Here is a 13,939-nt window from a genome sequence, read left to right as displayed (position 1 = left end):
AGTGGCGTAACCGTTCGAGCTCGTGCGCGTTTCCGCCCGATTCGGTAGGTTGGTCTTGTGGCCGGAGTGACGCGCGTGCTTCCCCGTCATTGGGACGGGCGCCGCCTCCTGCGCTTCCTCGCCGGGCTCGCGATGCTGGCGCTGGCCTTCACGGCCCCGTCGGCGCCGGCCGTGGCCGCGCCGCCGCCCGCCCCCGCGGCCGCCGTGTCGTCCGTGCGGGCCTCCGCGGTCTCTCCTGCGCCGGCCGCCGAGGTCGCCGCGGCGCCCGATCCGATCATGGTGCCGCTGGTCATCGCCGCCACGGTGATCGTTCTCGTGGCCGCCGCCGCGCCCCGCGTCCGCGTGGTCCGCGGGCCGCCCGCTCGCTGAGCCCTCGCCGCGCAGCTCCACAGCTCTCCACCACGTCGACATTCCGATATCCGCCCACGAAGGATCGTGAGGTTGCGATGGAAACCGCCCTGGAAAGCTTCTTCGTCTCCCTGCCCCTGGCCGTCGCGCTCTGGCTGTTCCTCCTGCTCGCCATCGCGATCGCCGTCGTCACCATGGCGGTGCCCCGCCGCGCCGCCGCCCCCTCACCCGCCGAGGCCGAGTCGATCCGCTACGCGGAGGAGGTCTCCGTGGCGGCCACCCGCGCCGCCGCCACCGCCGCCCGCACCCGCGCCGAGTGGGAGGCCGCCCAGCGCGACGTCGACGCCGCCTGGGAGGCCTTCGAGGCCGCCGACCAGGCCGCCCGGCGCGCCACCCGGGCCGCCGCCTACCCGCTGATGAGCCGCCGCCGCAAGCCCGGCGAGAACGCGGTCCGTCAGCGCTACCTGCACCACGCGGCCACCGCCGCCTGCCGCAACCGCGAGATCTCCATCGCCCAGCTCAACGACGTCCTCGCCCACCGCGGCTGGAACCCCCGCCTGCACCCGGTCGTCCAGGAGTTCCACCTGCGCCACGCGATCCGCGCCCACCGCCTGGCCGAATACCGCGCCGCCCAGGACCACGAGCGCGCCCTGTGGGAGACCGCCGAAAAGGCCGCCGACGCCCTGCGCAGCCTGCGCGCCGAGGCCACCATCGCCCTGGCCCGCGCCGCCACCCGCCCCCAGCCGGCCGACGAGCACTGGTTCGCCGACCAGTGGTCCACCGGCGAGGTTCCGGCCACCGCATAGCAATCCGCTGTGGTCTGCGTGCGGGGGAGGGCGGGCGGGTACCGTAACCGGGCAGGCCGATTGAGAGGGCAGGAGGGTCGGCGTGGCGACAACTCCGGCGGGTGGCGCGCAGCCGCCTGTGATCCGGATGCATCGGGCCGCTCGGGTGGAGGACGCCCTTCACGAGATCGTCGAGCGCCGGCTTCGTAACCGGGGCTGGCAGCCGGTGATCACCGCCTACACGGGGTACGGCGCCCCGGGGTGGGCGCGGGTGATGGCTCGCGTCGTGCTCACCCGGGGGCAGCACAAGAGCAAAAGGCTGGAGAAGGTGCGCGGCTGGCGCAGCTTCACCACCTCACCGGTCAACGGCGCGGTGGTGCGGATCCAGGTCGGCGACAGCATCACCGAGACGCGCACCGACCGCAGCGGCTACGTCGACTGCCGGGTCAAGGGTGACCTCGAGCCGGGCTGGGGCCGGGTGCGGCTGTTCACCGACGGCGCCGCGCCGGCCGAGGCGCCGATCCGCGTGGTCGACCCGGAGTGCCGCTTCGGGCTCATCTCCGACATCGACGACACGGTGATGGTGACCGCCCTGCCGCGGCCGCTGCTCGCCGCGTGGAACACGTTCGTGCTCGACGAGCACGCGCGCATGGCGGTGCCGGGCATGGCCGTGCTCTACGAGCGGCTGATCACGGCGAACGCGGGCGCCCCGGTCTTCTACCTGTCGACCGGAGCGTGGAACGTCGCGCCCACCCTGTCGCGCTTCCTCTCCCGCCACCTCTACCCGGCGGGCCCGCTGCTGCTCACCGACTGGGGGCCGACCCCCGACCGGTGGTTCCGCAGCGGCCAGGAGCACAAGCGCACCACCTTGCAGCGCCTCTCCCAGGAGTTCCCCAAGATCCGCTGGCTGCTGATCGGCGACGACGGCCAGCACGATCAGGAGATCTACTCGGAGTTCGCGCACGCACACCCGGACAACGTGGCCGCCGTCGCCATCCGCCGGCTGTCACCGACCCAGGCCGTGCTGGCCGGTGCCGTGCCCGGCCCGGCCGGCACCCCCGAAGCCGTCGGCTCCGGGGGCAAGACCTGGTTCTCCGCGCCCGACGGGGCGGGCCTGTGGTCGCTACTCCGTGACACTGATGTCGTCTGAGGCGGCCCCGGCGCCGTCCGTGGCGGCCTCGGCCACCCGCTGGTGCAGCCGCTCCCGGATCTCGTCGGGCGTGTACTGCCGCCGCCGGCGCTCGGCCCGCGCCACGACGGCGCCCGTCGCCGCGACTCCCGCCAGACCGGCCAATCCCACTACCTTCCACCAACGCATCACCCGAGGATAGACACGTGGATGCCGCCATCAGCCTCGACGAGGCCATCGACCTGACGCGTACGGGGGACATCTGGATCTTCCGGGGGCGATCCGGACCGGACAGGGCGATCCAGACCTTGACCAACAGCCCGGTGAACCACGTCGGCATGTCCATCGTCATCGAGGACATGCCACCGCTGATGTGGCACGCCGAGCTGGGCAAGTCGCTGCCCGACCTGTGGTCCGGCACGTTCCAGCGCGGGGTGCAGCTGCACGACCTGCGCGACGCCGTCACCGTCTGGGCCCACCGGTACGGCCAGCGCGGCTGGCTGCGTCAGCTGGAGCCCGGCGTCACCAAGTCGATGGAGGACAAGGCCCTCAAGACGGTGGCCCGCCTCGACGGCACCCCGTTCCCGTCGTCGGCCCAGCTCGCCTGGCGCTGGGTCCGCGGCCGCGTGCCGCAGATCCGCCCCCGCTGGCGGGTGCGCGGCGGCTCCGGCCCCGCCACCGACTCGGCCCTGGAGACCGCCTACTGCGCCGAGGTCGTCGCCGTCACGTACGAGGACATGGGCCTGCTGCCCCGCGGCCGCCAGCCCAACTGGTACGACCCGGGCCGCTTCTGGAGCGGCGACGAGCTCGACCTGTGCGCCGGCTTCACCCTCTCCGACGAGATCCAGGTGAGCGTCCCGACGGGCTAGTGCGGTGTCCGTGACCGTTCGCTGGGTAGCCTCCCGCGCATGCCCAGCCGTCGCGGCGCCAGGGCTGGCCCGGTGGCGCATCACACGCCCGGATCGGGCTGCGGCCGACACCGGCGCAGCGGCAACGCTGTTCGCGCCCGGGTCACTGCCGGCAACGGTGAACGGGTGGATGATCCTCAGATCGATCCCGGCCATCCCGAAGGCCTGCCGCCGCCCGCGCGATGTCCTCAATACGCCGGCCCGGCGGCACGAGCTGCGGCTGCGGCACTGGCGGATCAGCCGCACCCCGCCGTCGAGTATCGGCCAGATGCGTTCGGTGTTCGGCCCCGATCGCCCGCCCGGGCACCAAGCCGGTCGGCGCCTGCCCGGTGTCCGCCCGGCGCGGGACCACCCGGCCAACGCTCGTGGACACCGCACTGGATCGCGGTACCGGGCGGCGACTTGAGGTGTGCGACGGCCTCGGCCGGACAGCCGCCCCGGCCGCCGCGCAGGGCGAGGGCCGCCGGCCGGATCAGGTCAGCCGCAACAGGGCGCGATGGAGCACCAAGACGCCGAACTGGCCGGCCAGGTCGTCGCCGATCAGGGGCAGGCCGCCTCCTCGAAGCGCCGCGGGAGCGCCGGGTCGCGGGCGACGGCGTCGGCGGTCGTGTTGACGAAGGCGGCGCCGGCCGGCAGCGGAAGATCGCCTCGGGCAGGTCGGCTCCCACCTTGGCGCCGGAGAGCGCGTACGCGGCGGTGATGTCGATGTCGCCGACGCCCAGGCCGCCGATGTCCGGCCGGTGGATGCCGACCAGGCTGCCGGTGTGGCGGTGGAGGGCGATGCCCCGCACGAGCGCTGAGGCGTTGTTGCCCACGCCGACGACGGCGACTTTCACTCTCACGGCTGGAGGGTGGCCAGGCGGCGCTGTCGACATCGGGGGCGCGGCGCGGGATGGTGTGCGGGTGGGCAGCGCGCTGATCGGCCGGGTGGCGGAGGTGGTCGCGCTCGACCGGCTCCGGGCCGGGGCCGAGCGCGGCGAGGGGGCCGTGGTCCTGGTGACCGGTGACGCGGGCATGGGCAAGACGGCGCTGGTCGAGGAGGCGGTGTCGCGGGCCGGGGCGGCGGGGCCGGCGGTGCTGGTCGGGCGGGCCGACCCCGATGAGGGCGCGCCCGCGTTCTGGCCGTGGACGCGGCTGCTCGAGTCGTCCGGCGGGCTGCTGCCGCCGGGGCTGCTGGCGCTCGCGGACGAGGGCGGATCCGTTGCGGCGGCGCGGTTCCGGGCGATCCGGCGCACGGTGGAGGCGCTGCTGCGGGTGGGGCCGGCGGTGCTCGTCCTGGAGGATCTGCATTGGGCGGACGAGGCGTCGCTGGCGCTGCTGGCGGCGCTCGCGCGTGAGATCGGGCGGGCGCGGCTGCTGGTGATCGGCACCAGCCGGTCGGCGCTCGATCTGCCCGGGGCGGAGGTTCTCGCGCTGGAGCCGTGGGACGTCGACGCGGTCGGTGCGTGCCTGGCGGGGGAGGCGGGCGGCAAGGCGCACGGCACGTGGGCGGCCGAGGTGCACCGGCTCGGCGGAGGCAATCCGCTCTACACGCGCGAGCTGGCGCGGCTGCTGAGCCGGGAGGGCCGGCTGGCGCGGCCGGCCGGTGACGTCCGGCTGCCGGCGGGGCTGCGGCGGCTCGTCGCACGGCGCACCGCGCAGCTGAGCCCGGCGTGCCGCGACATGCTGGGCGTGGCCGCGGCGTGCGGGGCGGAGATCGATGTGACGGTGCTGGGGCGGGCCGCGGGACAGTCGCGGGACGCGGTGGTGGCGGAGGCCGTCGCCGCGGGGGTGCTGGTGGACGATCCGTGGGTGCCGGCGCGGGTGCGGTTCGTGCACGAGCTGGTGCGCCAGGCCCTCTACGACGGCCTCGGGCGCGACGAGCGGATCCGGGCGCACGGCGGGCTCGCGGACGCGCTGACCGAGACCAGGGGCGGCAGCCTCGCGGAGATCGCCCGGCATCGCGTCCGGGCGGCGGTGGACCCCGGGTCCCGCGAGCGGGCGGTCGAGGCGTGCGTGGCCGCGGCGCGTGAGGCGACGCGCGGGCTCGACCACCGGGAGGCCGTGCACTGGTACGGACGGGCGCTCGAGAACGCGCCCGGCGACGCGGCGCTGCGGCTGGAGCGCGCCGCGGCGGCGTACCGGGACGGGCGTCTCGACGTGGCGCTGGCCGACTGCGCGGCGGTGGTCGACGAGGTGGGTGCGCCGGCGGCGCTGGTGATCCGTGGCGTGGCGGGGCCGCTCACGCCGGCGCTGATGCGGCTGTGCGAGCGGGCCCTGGAGCACGGCCTGAGCGATCCCGACCGGGCCCAGGTGCTGGCGCAGTACGCGTTCCTGCTCGCCGAGGAGCAGGATCCGGCGGCGGCGCGGCGGATCAGCGCCGAGGCGATGGCGCTGGCGGCGGCCTCCGGGCGGCCGGACGCGCTGGTCGCCGCGATCCACGCCCGGCACGAGGTGCTCGACCCGGTGGTGGACGCCGGCGAGGTGCTCGAGCTGGCCGAGCGCAGCTGTGCGCTGGCCGGGCCGGGTGGCCGGCCGGACGCCGAGCTGTGGGGCCGGGTGTGGCTGCTGGACGCGCGGCTGATGCGCGGCGAGCTCGCCGAGTACGACGCGGAGACGGCACGCCTCGCGGGGCTGGCCGACCGCCTGGGGTGGCCGGTCGCGCGCTGGCATCTGCTGCGCGCCCGGGCCGCCCGCGAGCTGGTGGCGGGCCGGTTGGCGACCGCGAGGGAGTGCGCGGAGCAAGCGCGCGACCTGGGCGCCCGCTCGCAGGACGAGACCGCGTACTACCTGTACCTGGCGTTCCTCTGTGGACTGTCGGCGCACACCGGCGACTACGCGTGGGCCGATCCGCTCGCGTTCGACCGCGAGGAGATCCCGATCGCGGTGGCCCAGTGCGGCCTGATCGCCAAGGGCTTGGGCGACGGGGACACCGTGGCCGTCTGCCTGCGCCGCCTCCGCACCGCCCTGCCGCGGCTGCCGGCGGACGCGCGGCGGCTCTTCGTCGTGGTGACCACGGGCGAGCTGGCGGCGTGGACGGGCGACCTCGACCTGGTGCGCGAGTGCTACGCGCGGGCGCTGCCGCACGCCGGCATCTACCTCAACTCGATGTCCAGCTGCGAGGGCGCCCTCGATCGCATCCTCGGCGTGATGGCGGGCGCGCTGGGCGACGCGGGCGCGGCCGAGCGCCACCTCGCCGGGGCGGTCGCGATGGAGGAACGGATCGGCGCGCCGTCGTTCGCCGTGCTCGCGCGCGTGGCGTACGCCCGGCAGGTCCGTGACACGGACCCGCGACTGAGCCGGAAGCTGGCCTCGGAGGCCCTGACCGGCGCCCGCGCCCTGGGCATGCCGGCGATCGCCGCGGAGGCGGCGGAGCTGGCCCGCGACGACCTCACCGCGCGGGAGCGCGAGGTCGCGGCCCTGGTCGCGGAGGGACTGTCCAACCGGGCCGTCGCGCAACGGCTTTTCCTGTCGGAGCGCACGGTCGAGACGCACGTCCGCAACGCCCTGGCGAAGCTCGGCCTGTCCCGGCGCACCGACCTCCGTGGCGCATCTCAGTACCGGCACTGAGGTTTCCGCCGCCGCGAGGCCCGAGGCTCGTGGGCATGACAACTGACGTGCACACGCGACTCGTTCCCGGCACCTACACCATCGACCCCGCGCGCTCGGCCTGCCGGCTGACCGCCACCCACGTCTTCGGCCTCAAACCGGTGGCGGCGACGATGGACCTGCGCGGCGGCACCATCACGGTCGCCACCGACCCCGAGGCGTCCACCGCCTCGGCGACGCTGGAGGCGGGCAGCTTCCGCTCCGACGACCCCCGGCGCAACCGGGACATCACCGGCAAGCGCTTCCTGGACACGGAGAACCACCCGGTGATCGGCTTCCGCAGCACGGGGCTGCTGCGCGGCGCCGACGGCTGGCGGCTCACCGGGGTCCTGCGGGTCCGGGGCCACGACAGCGAGGTGACGCTCGACCTGGAGGTGGCCGAGCCGGCCGCCGGGGGCGTCCACTTCGTCGCCACGGGCACGGTGGACCGGGTCGCCGCGGGGGTGGCGACCGGACGGGCGATCATCGCCCGCCCGGTGCGGATAACTCTCGACCTGTACGCCGGGTCAGCGGCCTGAGCGCCGCCCGCCCACCCGGGTGCCGGCCGAGAACGCGGCCGCGCCCCCGCCCTGCGACTGGCTGGTGTGCACCGGCGTGGAGCCCGCGCTACCCCGGCGGGAGCGCCCGCCGCCCTGGCCGCCCTGACGGCCGCCGACGGTGCCGCCGCCCTGGGCCTGCTCGCCGCGGGTGCGCTGCGGGCGCCCCTGCTCCGTCGGGGGCCGCTGGGCGCGGCCCTCGCCGTGGCGGGTCGTGCTCGCCGTCTGGGCGGGACGAGGCTCGCGCGGCTCCGCTGTGCGGCCCGCGCCCCGTCCCCGGCCGCGGCGGCCACGGCCGCCCGCCGACGGGGTGGCCGCGGCGGGGACCGGGTCGGACGGCGGGCGCGGCGCCACGAAGACGCGCTCGCCCGGGGCCAGCTCGGCCAGCAGCGGGTCGCCGGGGCGGGTGCGGCTTGTGGTCGGGCGGACGCCCGCCTTGCGGGTGAGGTCGCGCACCTCGGACTGCTGGTCGTCGGTCATCAGGGTGATCACCGTGCCTTCCGCGCCGGCGCGGGCCGTGCGGCCGGAGCGGTGCAGGTAGGCCTTGTGCTCGACCGGCGGGTCGGCGTGGATCACCAGGCCGACGTCGTCGACGTGGATGCCGCGGGCGGCGATGTCGGTGGCCACCAGCGTCTCGGCCGTGCCGTCGGAGAACGCGGCCAGGTTGCGGTTGCGGGCGTTCTGGGCAAGGTTGCCGTGCAGCTCGACGGCGGGCACGCCGGCGGCGTTGAGCTGGCGGGTCAGGACCTTGGCGCGGCGCTTGGTGCGGGTGAAGACGACCGTGCGGCCGGGCGCGGCGAGCAGGTCGACGAGCACCGGGAAACGGTCGTCACCCCGCACGTGCAGGACGTGGTGGCGCATCTGCACCGGCGCCTCGGCGGCGGCGTCGACAGCGTGCGTGACCGGCTTGTGCAGGAAGCGCTTGACCAGCACGTCCACCCCGTTGTCGAGGGTGGCCGAGAAGAGCATGCGCTGGCCGTCGCGCGGCGTCTGGTCCATGAGCCGGCGCACCACCGGCAGGAAGCCCAGGTCGGCCATGTGGTCGGCCTCGTCGAGCACGGTGATCTCGACGGCGTCGAGCGAGGCGTGCCCGTTGCGCAGGTGGTCGTCGAGGCGGCCGGGGCAGGCCACCAGCACGTCGACGCCGTCGCGCAGGCCCTTGATCTGCGGGTTGGCGCCCACGCCGCCGAAGACCACGAGGGTGCGCAGGCCGGCCGCGGCGGCCAGCGGGGCCATGGTCGCCTCGATCTGGGTGGCGAGCTCGCGGGTCGGCGCCAGGATCAGCGCGCGGGGGCGGCCCGCGCGGCGCGGCGTCTTCGAGGCGGAGAGGCGGGCCAGGACGGGCAGGACGAAGGCGTACGTCTTGCCGGATCCGGTGCGGCCGCGGCCGAGCACGTCGCGGCCGGCGAGCGAGTCGGGCAGCGTGGCGGCCTGGATCGGGAACGGGGTGGTGATGCCGAGGTCGGCGAGGGCCGTGGTCAGCACGGTGGGCAGGCCGAATTCGGTGAAGGCGGTCATGTAGCGGGTGCTCCAGATGGCTCGAGAGGTCGTCCTGCCCGGCGCAGACTTTGTGCTCAGTCGCGGCGCGTGGTGGCCGATCCGATCGGACGGTGTGGTCACCGGTCCGGTGGCGGCCCGAGGCAAGACTGTGCGGGCCGCGTGATCAAGTGTACCCGCTCGGGTGAAGCAACCGGGCTGCACCCGTTCGGGACCCGAACAGCACTCAACGCCGATCACCTTTCTCCTCAGTGCCGGGACTTCCCCCGCCCGGCCGGTACGCGAGGAGAACCCCCCATGAGCGGAGACGATCGCCGTCGTGCCGACATCGTCCAGGAGCACATGCCTCTCGTCGGCCATCTGGTGCGCGAGATGCTGGCGCGGGTTCCGGCACACGTCAACCGGGACGACCTGATGTCCGCCGGCTACGCGGCGCTGGTGCACGCGGCGCGCGGCTTCGACGACTCGCGCGGCGTGCCGTTCGCCCGGTTCGCCGCCGCCCGGGTGCGCGGGGCCCTGCTGGACGAGCTGCGGGGCCTCGACTGGGCCAGCCGCTCGGTGCGCCAGCGCGCCCGGCGCACCGACTCGGCCCGCCAGGAGCTCACCGCCGAGCTGGGCCGCAACCCCACCGCGCAGGAGGTCGCCGACCACCTCGGCTGCTCGGTCGAGGACATCGAGTCGGCCGACGACGACGTGCACCGCGCCGTGGTCTTCAGCCTCCAGGGCTTCACCACGGCGGGGGCCGACGACATGGTGACCGAGCCGAGCGCCGGCCCGGAGGAGATGCTGATCCGCCGCGAGCGGCTCGGCTACCTGCGCCACGCGATCGAGGCGCTCCCGGACCGGCTGCGCGCGGTGGTGCAGGGCTACTTCTTCGAGGAGCGGCCGATGGCCCGGATCGCCGAGGAGCTGGGCGTCACCGAGTCGCGCGTGTCACAGCTGCGCGCCGAGGCGCTGACGCTGCTGCGCGACGGGCTCAACATCCACCTCGACCCGGCCCTGGCCGCCCCGGTCCGGGAGGGCTGCGTGGCGCGGCGGCGGGCGGCGTACTACGAGCAGATCGCCAGCCGCGGGACGCTGAAGTCGCGCCTGGCCGTGACCGGCCCGGACGGGCTGCCCGTGGCGGCATGAACGGGCCCGCCGCGCAACGCGGCGGGCCCGGGAACACTTACTGGTTGGCGCAGGTGCCGGCCTTCTTCTGGGCCGCGATCGCCTTGGCCGCGCCCTGCTTGTAGAGGGCGAGACCCTCCTTGGCGGGCTCCAGCTTCCACGCGTCGCCCTCGTAGACCATCGTGTACGACTGCGCGGCCACCAGCTGCTTCGCGATGACGATCGCGCGGTCGGTGCCCTCCATGCGCGCGCTGGTCAGCTGGATCGCCAGCCCCTTGCGGGAGCAGGCCTGGTTGAGCTTGACGTAGTCGTCCTTGCTGATCGCCTGCTTGCCGGCCGTGGTGTACATCTCCCAGGCGCCGGCGAAGTCGCCACCGGAGAAGCGGTCGAAGACGGTCTGCGCGGCGGCGCGGGCGCCGTCGATGGTCTTGGGCTCGGGCCCGCCGGTGGCCGCCTGGGCGGCGGTGCCGGCGGGGGACTCGTCGTCGCCGGTGCACGCCGTGGTGAGGGTCAGGGAGGCGGCTGCGATGAGGGTCAGCGCGCCGAGACGTCGGAACGGGTGGATGCGGTTCATGACCGGGTTAATCCATCTCGGCCGTTCCGCGTAACGGCTCGCCGGGAACAGTGACCGATAGCTGACACTTTTCGGGGCGGCCGTAACCTGCGCTATCCTGACCGTTTGCTGGAAACGAAAAAAGACGCCGTCCAAGGCGTCTGAGCGGGAATCATAACACCAAGGGGAGTGGCATTGTCAAGCTCCGCATCGGACGACCTCCGTTCCGAGCAGGCGTACCTCACTACCCTCTACGACCGGCTCGACGGCCTGCGCGCCCAGGCCGACGACCGGCTGCGCCGCATCGTGCTCGAGTCCGGTGGCACGCCGCAGGGCCGCACCCAGCGTGAGGCCCAGCGCGCCCACTACACCGAGCAGCTGGCCCAGATGAACGCGGTGGAGAACGGCCTGTGCTTCGGCCGGCTCGACTTCGCCGACGGCGCGCCCCTCTACATCGGCCGGCTCGGCCTCTCCGCCGAGCAGCACGACCGCGACCCGCTGCTGATCGACTGGCGCGCGCCCGCGTCCCGGCCGTTCTACCTCGCCACCGCGGTGTCGCCGGACGGGGTGACCCGCCGCCGGCACCTGCGCACCAAGGGCCGGGTGCTGACCGGCATCGACGACGAGGTGCTCGACCTGACGGCCGGCGCCGCGGCCGGCGGCCGCGAGGACGTGACCGGCGAGGCGGCGCTGCTGGCCGCCCTCACCGCGAACCGCACCGGCCGCATGCGCGACATCGTCGAGACCATCCAGTCCGAGCAGGACGAGGTGATCCGGGCCGGGCTCTCGGGCGTCATGGTCGTGCAGGGCGGGCCGGGCACGGGCAAGACGGCGGTCGCGCTGCACCGCGCGGCCTACCTGCTCTACACGTACCGGCAGCAGCTCACCAAGCAGGGCGTGCTGATCCTCGGCCCGAACCCGACGTTCCTGCGCTACATCTCGCAGGTGCTGCCGTCGCTCGCCGAGACCGGTGTGCTGCTCGCCACTCTCGGCGACATGTTCCCGGGCGTGCGAGCGCGAGCGGTCGAGCCGTCCGCGGCGGCCGCGGTCAAGGGCCGGCTCGCCATGCTCGACGTGCTGGCGGCCGCCGTCGCCGACCGGCAGACCGTGCCGCACGACTTCGCCGAGGTCGACCACGACGGCTACCCGCTGCGCATCGAGCGGTCGGTGCTGGAGGACGCGCGTGCCGCCGCCCGCCGGTCCGGGCGCCCGCACAACGTGGCCCGCGCGATGTTCGTGACCGAGGCGATCCACGCGCTGTCGCTCCAGATCGCCGAGCGCATCGGCACCGACCCGCTCGGCGGGGACAATCTGCTCTCCGAGGCCGACCTCGCCGAGACCCGCCGCGAGCTGCGCGAGGACGTCGACGTGCAGCGGGCGCTGTTCGAGTTCTGGCCGGTGCTGACCCCGCGCCAGGTGCTGCGCGACCTGCTCTGCGACGCCGACCGGCTCGAGTCGGCCGCCGCCGGGCTCACCGCCGCGGAGCGGGCGCTGCTGCTGCGCGACCGCGACGCCGGGTGGACCCCGGCCGACGTGCCGCTGCTCGACGAGCTGGCCGAGCTGCTCGGCGTCGACGACACGCTGCGGGCCCGGGAGGCGGCCCGCCAGCGCCGCGAGGCCGTCGACTACGCCGAGGGCGTGCTCGAGATCCTGGCCGGCTCCCGCTCGCTCGACTTCGAGGACCAGGAGGAGGAGATCCTCTCGGCCCTGGACGTGGTCGAGGCGGGCGCCTTCGTCGAACGGCACGAGGTGCTCGACACCCGCACCGCCGCCGAGCGGGCCGCGGCCGACCGCACGTGGGTCTTCGGCCATGTGATCGTCGACGAGGCGCAGGAGCTGTCGCCGATGGCGTGGCGGCTGCTGATGCGCCGCTGCCCGAGCCGGTCGATGACCGTGGTCGGCGACGTCGCGCAGACGTCGGAGCTGGCCGGCACGACCACCTGGGAGCAGGTCTTCGAGCCGTACGTGGGCCAGCGCTGGAACCTGGTCGAGCTGACCGTCAACTACCGCACGCCGGCCGAGGTGATGGCGGTCGCCGCGGACGTCCTCGCCGCCGTCGACCCGGCTCTGGAGCCGCCGCGGTCGGTGCGTTCGGCCGGCGTCGCGCCGTGGGCCCTGCGAGTGCCGCCCGTCGCGCTTCCCGCCGAGGTCATAGCGGCGGTACGGGTGGAGGCCGCCGAAGCGGGGGAGGGCCGTGTCGGGGTGCTCGTGCCGGAGGCGCGCGAGGCGGATCTCGGCCGTGCCCTGCTCGGCGCGGTGCCGGGCGCGGCGGTCGGCGAGCAGCCCGACCTGCTCAACCAGGTGGTGCTGATGACCGTGCGGCAGGCCAAGGGGCTGGAGTTCGACTCGGTGATCGTGGTCGAGCCCGACGAGATCATCGCGGAGAGCCCGCGCGGCCTGTCGGATCTCTACGTCGCGGTCACCCGGGCGACGCGCCGGCTCGGCGTGCTGCACACGGCCGACCTGCCGAAGGTTCTCCACTCGCTGGCATGACGAGAAGCCCGGCGTCTCCGGGACGCCGGGCTTTCGTCATCAGGCGGCGGAAGGCGTGCGGAGCAGGCCGTTGCCGTACTTGGTGTGGCCGTGCGCGTTGGTCAGCTCCAGGCGGGAGCGCACCGACGTGCTGTTGGCGATGTTGGCGTAGTAGTTGGCGCGGCGGCGCGCGACGATGCTCTCCGGGTTGTCCGGCACGGGCGCCAGCTCCGGGTCGAGGTGGGTGTTGAGGCCGTCCTTGAGCAGCGACAGCGCCTCGGCGCGCAGCTGCGAGACCCGCGACTCGGTGACGCCCAGGTCGGCGGCGATGTCGGCCATCGGGCGCTCGTGCAGGAAGTACTCGGTGATGACGACCTGGAGCCGCTCCGGCAGCGAGCCGATGGCGTGGTGCAGGTAGCCGATCTGCTCGCGGCGCAGCAGCATGTCCTCCGGGCCCGGCGTCTTCTCGGTGACCAGGTCGTCGGCGCTGCTGGTGGTGAAGCCCTGCAGCGACAGCACGGTGGCGCGCTGCACGTCGGTGTCGGTCTGCTGGAGCTCGCTGGTGGTGGTGCCGAGCGCCTGGGCCAGCTCGTCCGAGGTCGGGGTGCGGCCCAGCGCGGTGGTGAGCTGCTGGCGGGTGGTGTCGGTGGCGCGGGCCTTGGTGCGCACCGAGCGGGTCGCCCAGTCGAGCGAGCGCAGCTCGTCGAGGATGGCGCCGCGGATGCGGGTGCTGGCGAAGCGGTGGAACGGGATGCCGCGGTCCGGGTCCCAACCCCGGGCGGCGGTGACCAGGGCGTGCAGGCCGGCGCTGGTCAGGTCGTCGCGGTGGATGTGGTTGGGGATGCGGCTGAGCATGTCACGCACGAGGTGGCCGACGAGCGGCATGTGCGCGCGGATCAGCTCCTCCTGCTCGGCGGCGGACAGCACCGTCGTGGCGGGCGCGTTGTCGGCGGTGAGGTCGGCAGCGTTCGTCGCGATGCTGGTCATGTGTGTTTCCCCCATGGTGTCGGTGG

12 protein-coding genes are annotated in these 13,939 nt (G+C 74.7%); 8 read left to right on the top strand and 4 right to left on the bottom strand.

The features are described from left to right. Positions 1 to 57: 57 nt before the first annotated feature. From Ade02nite_RS22845 to Ade02nite_RS22835, 3 genes are all read left to right on the top strand, one after another. Positions 58 to 369 (top strand): hypothetical protein, encoded by a 312-nt coding sequence (locus Ade02nite_RS22845; RefSeq protein WP_203767469.1) that lies wholly within the window; start codon positions 58 to 60, stop codon positions 367 to 369. 77 nt (positions 370 to 446) lie between these two features. Continuing rightward, on the top strand, positions 447 to 1,154 hold the full coding sequence (locus tag Ade02nite_RS22840) for a hypothetical protein (RefSeq protein WP_203767263.1): 708 nt from the start codon (positions 447 to 449) through the stop codon (positions 1,152 to 1,154). A 127-nt stretch (positions 1,155 to 1,281) separates the two neighbouring features. Continuing rightward, on the top strand, positions 1,282 to 2,283 hold the full coding sequence (locus Ade02nite_RS22835; RefSeq protein ID WP_203767452.1) for an App1 family protein phosphatidate phosphatase: 1,002 nt from the start codon (positions 1,282 to 1,284) through the stop codon (positions 2,281 to 2,283). On the opposite strand, the gene Ade02nite_RS22830 is transcribed toward Ade02nite_RS22835, so the two are convergent. Next, positions 2,257 to 2,451 carry a hypothetical protein gene (locus tag Ade02nite_RS22830; protein WP_203767261.1) on the bottom strand — a complete coding sequence of 65 codons (195 nt, stop codon included), beginning with the start codon at positions 2,449 to 2,451 and terminating at the stop codon, positions 2,257 to 2,259. The genes Ade02nite_RS22835 and Ade02nite_RS22830 overlap by 27 nt on opposite strands. Before the next feature lie 17 nt (positions 2,452 to 2,468). Here Ade02nite_RS22830 and Ade02nite_RS22825 point away from each other — a divergent pair, with 17 nt between their 5' ends. From Ade02nite_RS22825 to Ade02nite_RS22815, 3 genes are all read left to right on the top strand, one after another. Continuing rightward, positions 2,469 to 3,131: a hypothetical protein gene (locus tag Ade02nite_RS22825; RefSeq protein ID WP_203767259.1), complete on the top strand. Its 663-nt coding sequence runs from the start codon at positions 2,469 to 2,471 to the stop codon at positions 3,129 to 3,131. Between the two features lie 942 nt (positions 3,132 to 4,073). Next, the gene (locus Ade02nite_RS22820) at positions 4,074 to 6,719 is read left to right on the top strand and encodes an AAA family ATPase (protein ID WP_203767257.1); all 2,646 of its coding nucleotides are present in this window, start codon (positions 4,074 to 4,076) and stop codon (positions 6,717 to 6,719) included. A gap of 35 nt (positions 6,720 to 6,754) precedes the next feature. After that, positions 6,755 to 7,276, top strand: a complete 522-nt coding sequence (locus tag Ade02nite_RS22815; protein WP_203767255.1) for a YceI family protein — start codon at positions 6,755 to 6,757, stop codon at positions 7,274 to 7,276. Here Ade02nite_RS22815 and Ade02nite_RS22810 read toward each other — a convergent pair. After that, the gene (locus Ade02nite_RS22810; protein ID WP_203767253.1) at positions 7,265 to 8,812 is read right to left on the bottom strand and encodes a DEAD/DEAH box helicase; all 1,548 of its coding nucleotides are present in this window, start codon (positions 8,810 to 8,812) and stop codon (positions 7,265 to 7,267) included. The genes Ade02nite_RS22815 and Ade02nite_RS22810 overlap by 12 nt on opposite strands. Before the next feature lie 276 nt (positions 8,813 to 9,088). On the opposite strand from Ade02nite_RS22810, the gene Ade02nite_RS22805 reads away from it, so the two are divergent. Next, positions 9,089 to 9,922 carry a sigma-70 family RNA polymerase sigma factor gene (locus tag Ade02nite_RS22805; RefSeq protein WP_203767251.1) on the top strand — a complete coding sequence of 278 codons (834 nt, stop codon included), beginning with the start codon at positions 9,089 to 9,091 and terminating at the stop codon, positions 9,920 to 9,922. A 37-nt stretch (positions 9,923 to 9,959) separates the two neighbouring features. Here the strand turns inward: Ade02nite_RS22805 and Ade02nite_RS22800 are convergent, their stop codons facing one another. After that, positions 9,960 to 10,475: a hypothetical protein gene (locus Ade02nite_RS22800; protein WP_203767249.1), complete on the bottom strand. Its 516-nt coding sequence runs from the start codon at positions 10,473 to 10,475 to the stop codon at positions 9,960 to 9,962. Positions 10,476 to 10,643: 168 nt separating this feature from the next. Between Ade02nite_RS22800 and Ade02nite_RS22795 the strand changes: the two genes are divergently transcribed. Next, positions 10,644 to 12,947, top strand: a complete 2,304-nt coding sequence (locus tag Ade02nite_RS22795) for a HelD family protein (RefSeq protein WP_203767247.1) — start codon at positions 10,644 to 10,646, stop codon at positions 12,945 to 12,947. A gap of 39 nt (positions 12,948 to 12,986) precedes the next feature. Here Ade02nite_RS22795 and Ade02nite_RS22790 read toward each other — a convergent pair whose 3' ends face one another. Beyond that, entirely contained in the window at positions 12,987 to 13,913 is a 927-nt protein-coding gene (locus tag Ade02nite_RS22790; RefSeq protein WP_203767245.1) for a sigma-70 family RNA polymerase sigma factor, read from the bottom strand. Positions 13,914 to 13,939: the final 26 nt, after the last annotated feature.

This window comes from Paractinoplanes deccanensis, assembly GCF_016862115.1.
Lineage (GTDB): Bacteria > Actinomycetota > Actinomycetes > Mycobacteriales > Micromonosporaceae > Actinoplanes > Actinoplanes deccanensis.
This window is presented reverse-complemented; position numbering and strand designations above follow the sequence as displayed.

What these genes read in the sequence shown, in the direction of transcription:
- Ade02nite_RS22835 (WP_203767452.1), top strand. Translation starts at nt 1,282, where the DNA reads ATGCATCGGGCCGCTCGGGTGGAGGACGCCCTTCACGAGATCGTCGAG.
- Ade02nite_RS22805 (WP_203767251.1), top strand. Translation starts at nt 9,089, where the DNA reads ATGAGCGGAGACGATCGCCGTCGTGCCGACATCGTCCAGGAGCACATG.
- Ade02nite_RS22810 (WP_203767253.1), bottom strand. Translation starts at nt 8,812, where the DNA reads ATGACCGCCTTCACCGAATTCGGCCTGCCCACCGTGCTGACCACGGCC.
- Ade02nite_RS22815 (WP_203767255.1), top strand. Translation starts at nt 6,755, where the DNA reads ATGACAACTGACGTGCACACGCGACTCGTTCCCGGCACCTACACCATC.
- Ade02nite_RS22840 (WP_203767263.1), top strand. Translation starts at nt 447, where the DNA reads ATGGAAACCGCCCTGGAAAGCTTCTTCGTCTCCCTGCCCCTGGCCGTC.
- Ade02nite_RS22830 (WP_203767261.1), bottom strand. Translation starts at nt 2,451, where the DNA reads ATGCGTTGGTGGAAGGTAGTGGGATTGGCCGGTCTGGCGGGAGTCGCG.
- Ade02nite_RS22800 (WP_203767249.1), bottom strand. Translation starts at nt 10,475, where the DNA reads ATGAACCGCATCCACCCGTTCCGACGTCTCGGCGCGCTGACCCTCATC.
- Ade02nite_RS22790 (WP_203767245.1), bottom strand. Translation starts at nt 13,913, where the DNA reads ATGACCAGCATCGCGACGAACGCTGCCGACCTCACCGCCGACAACGCG.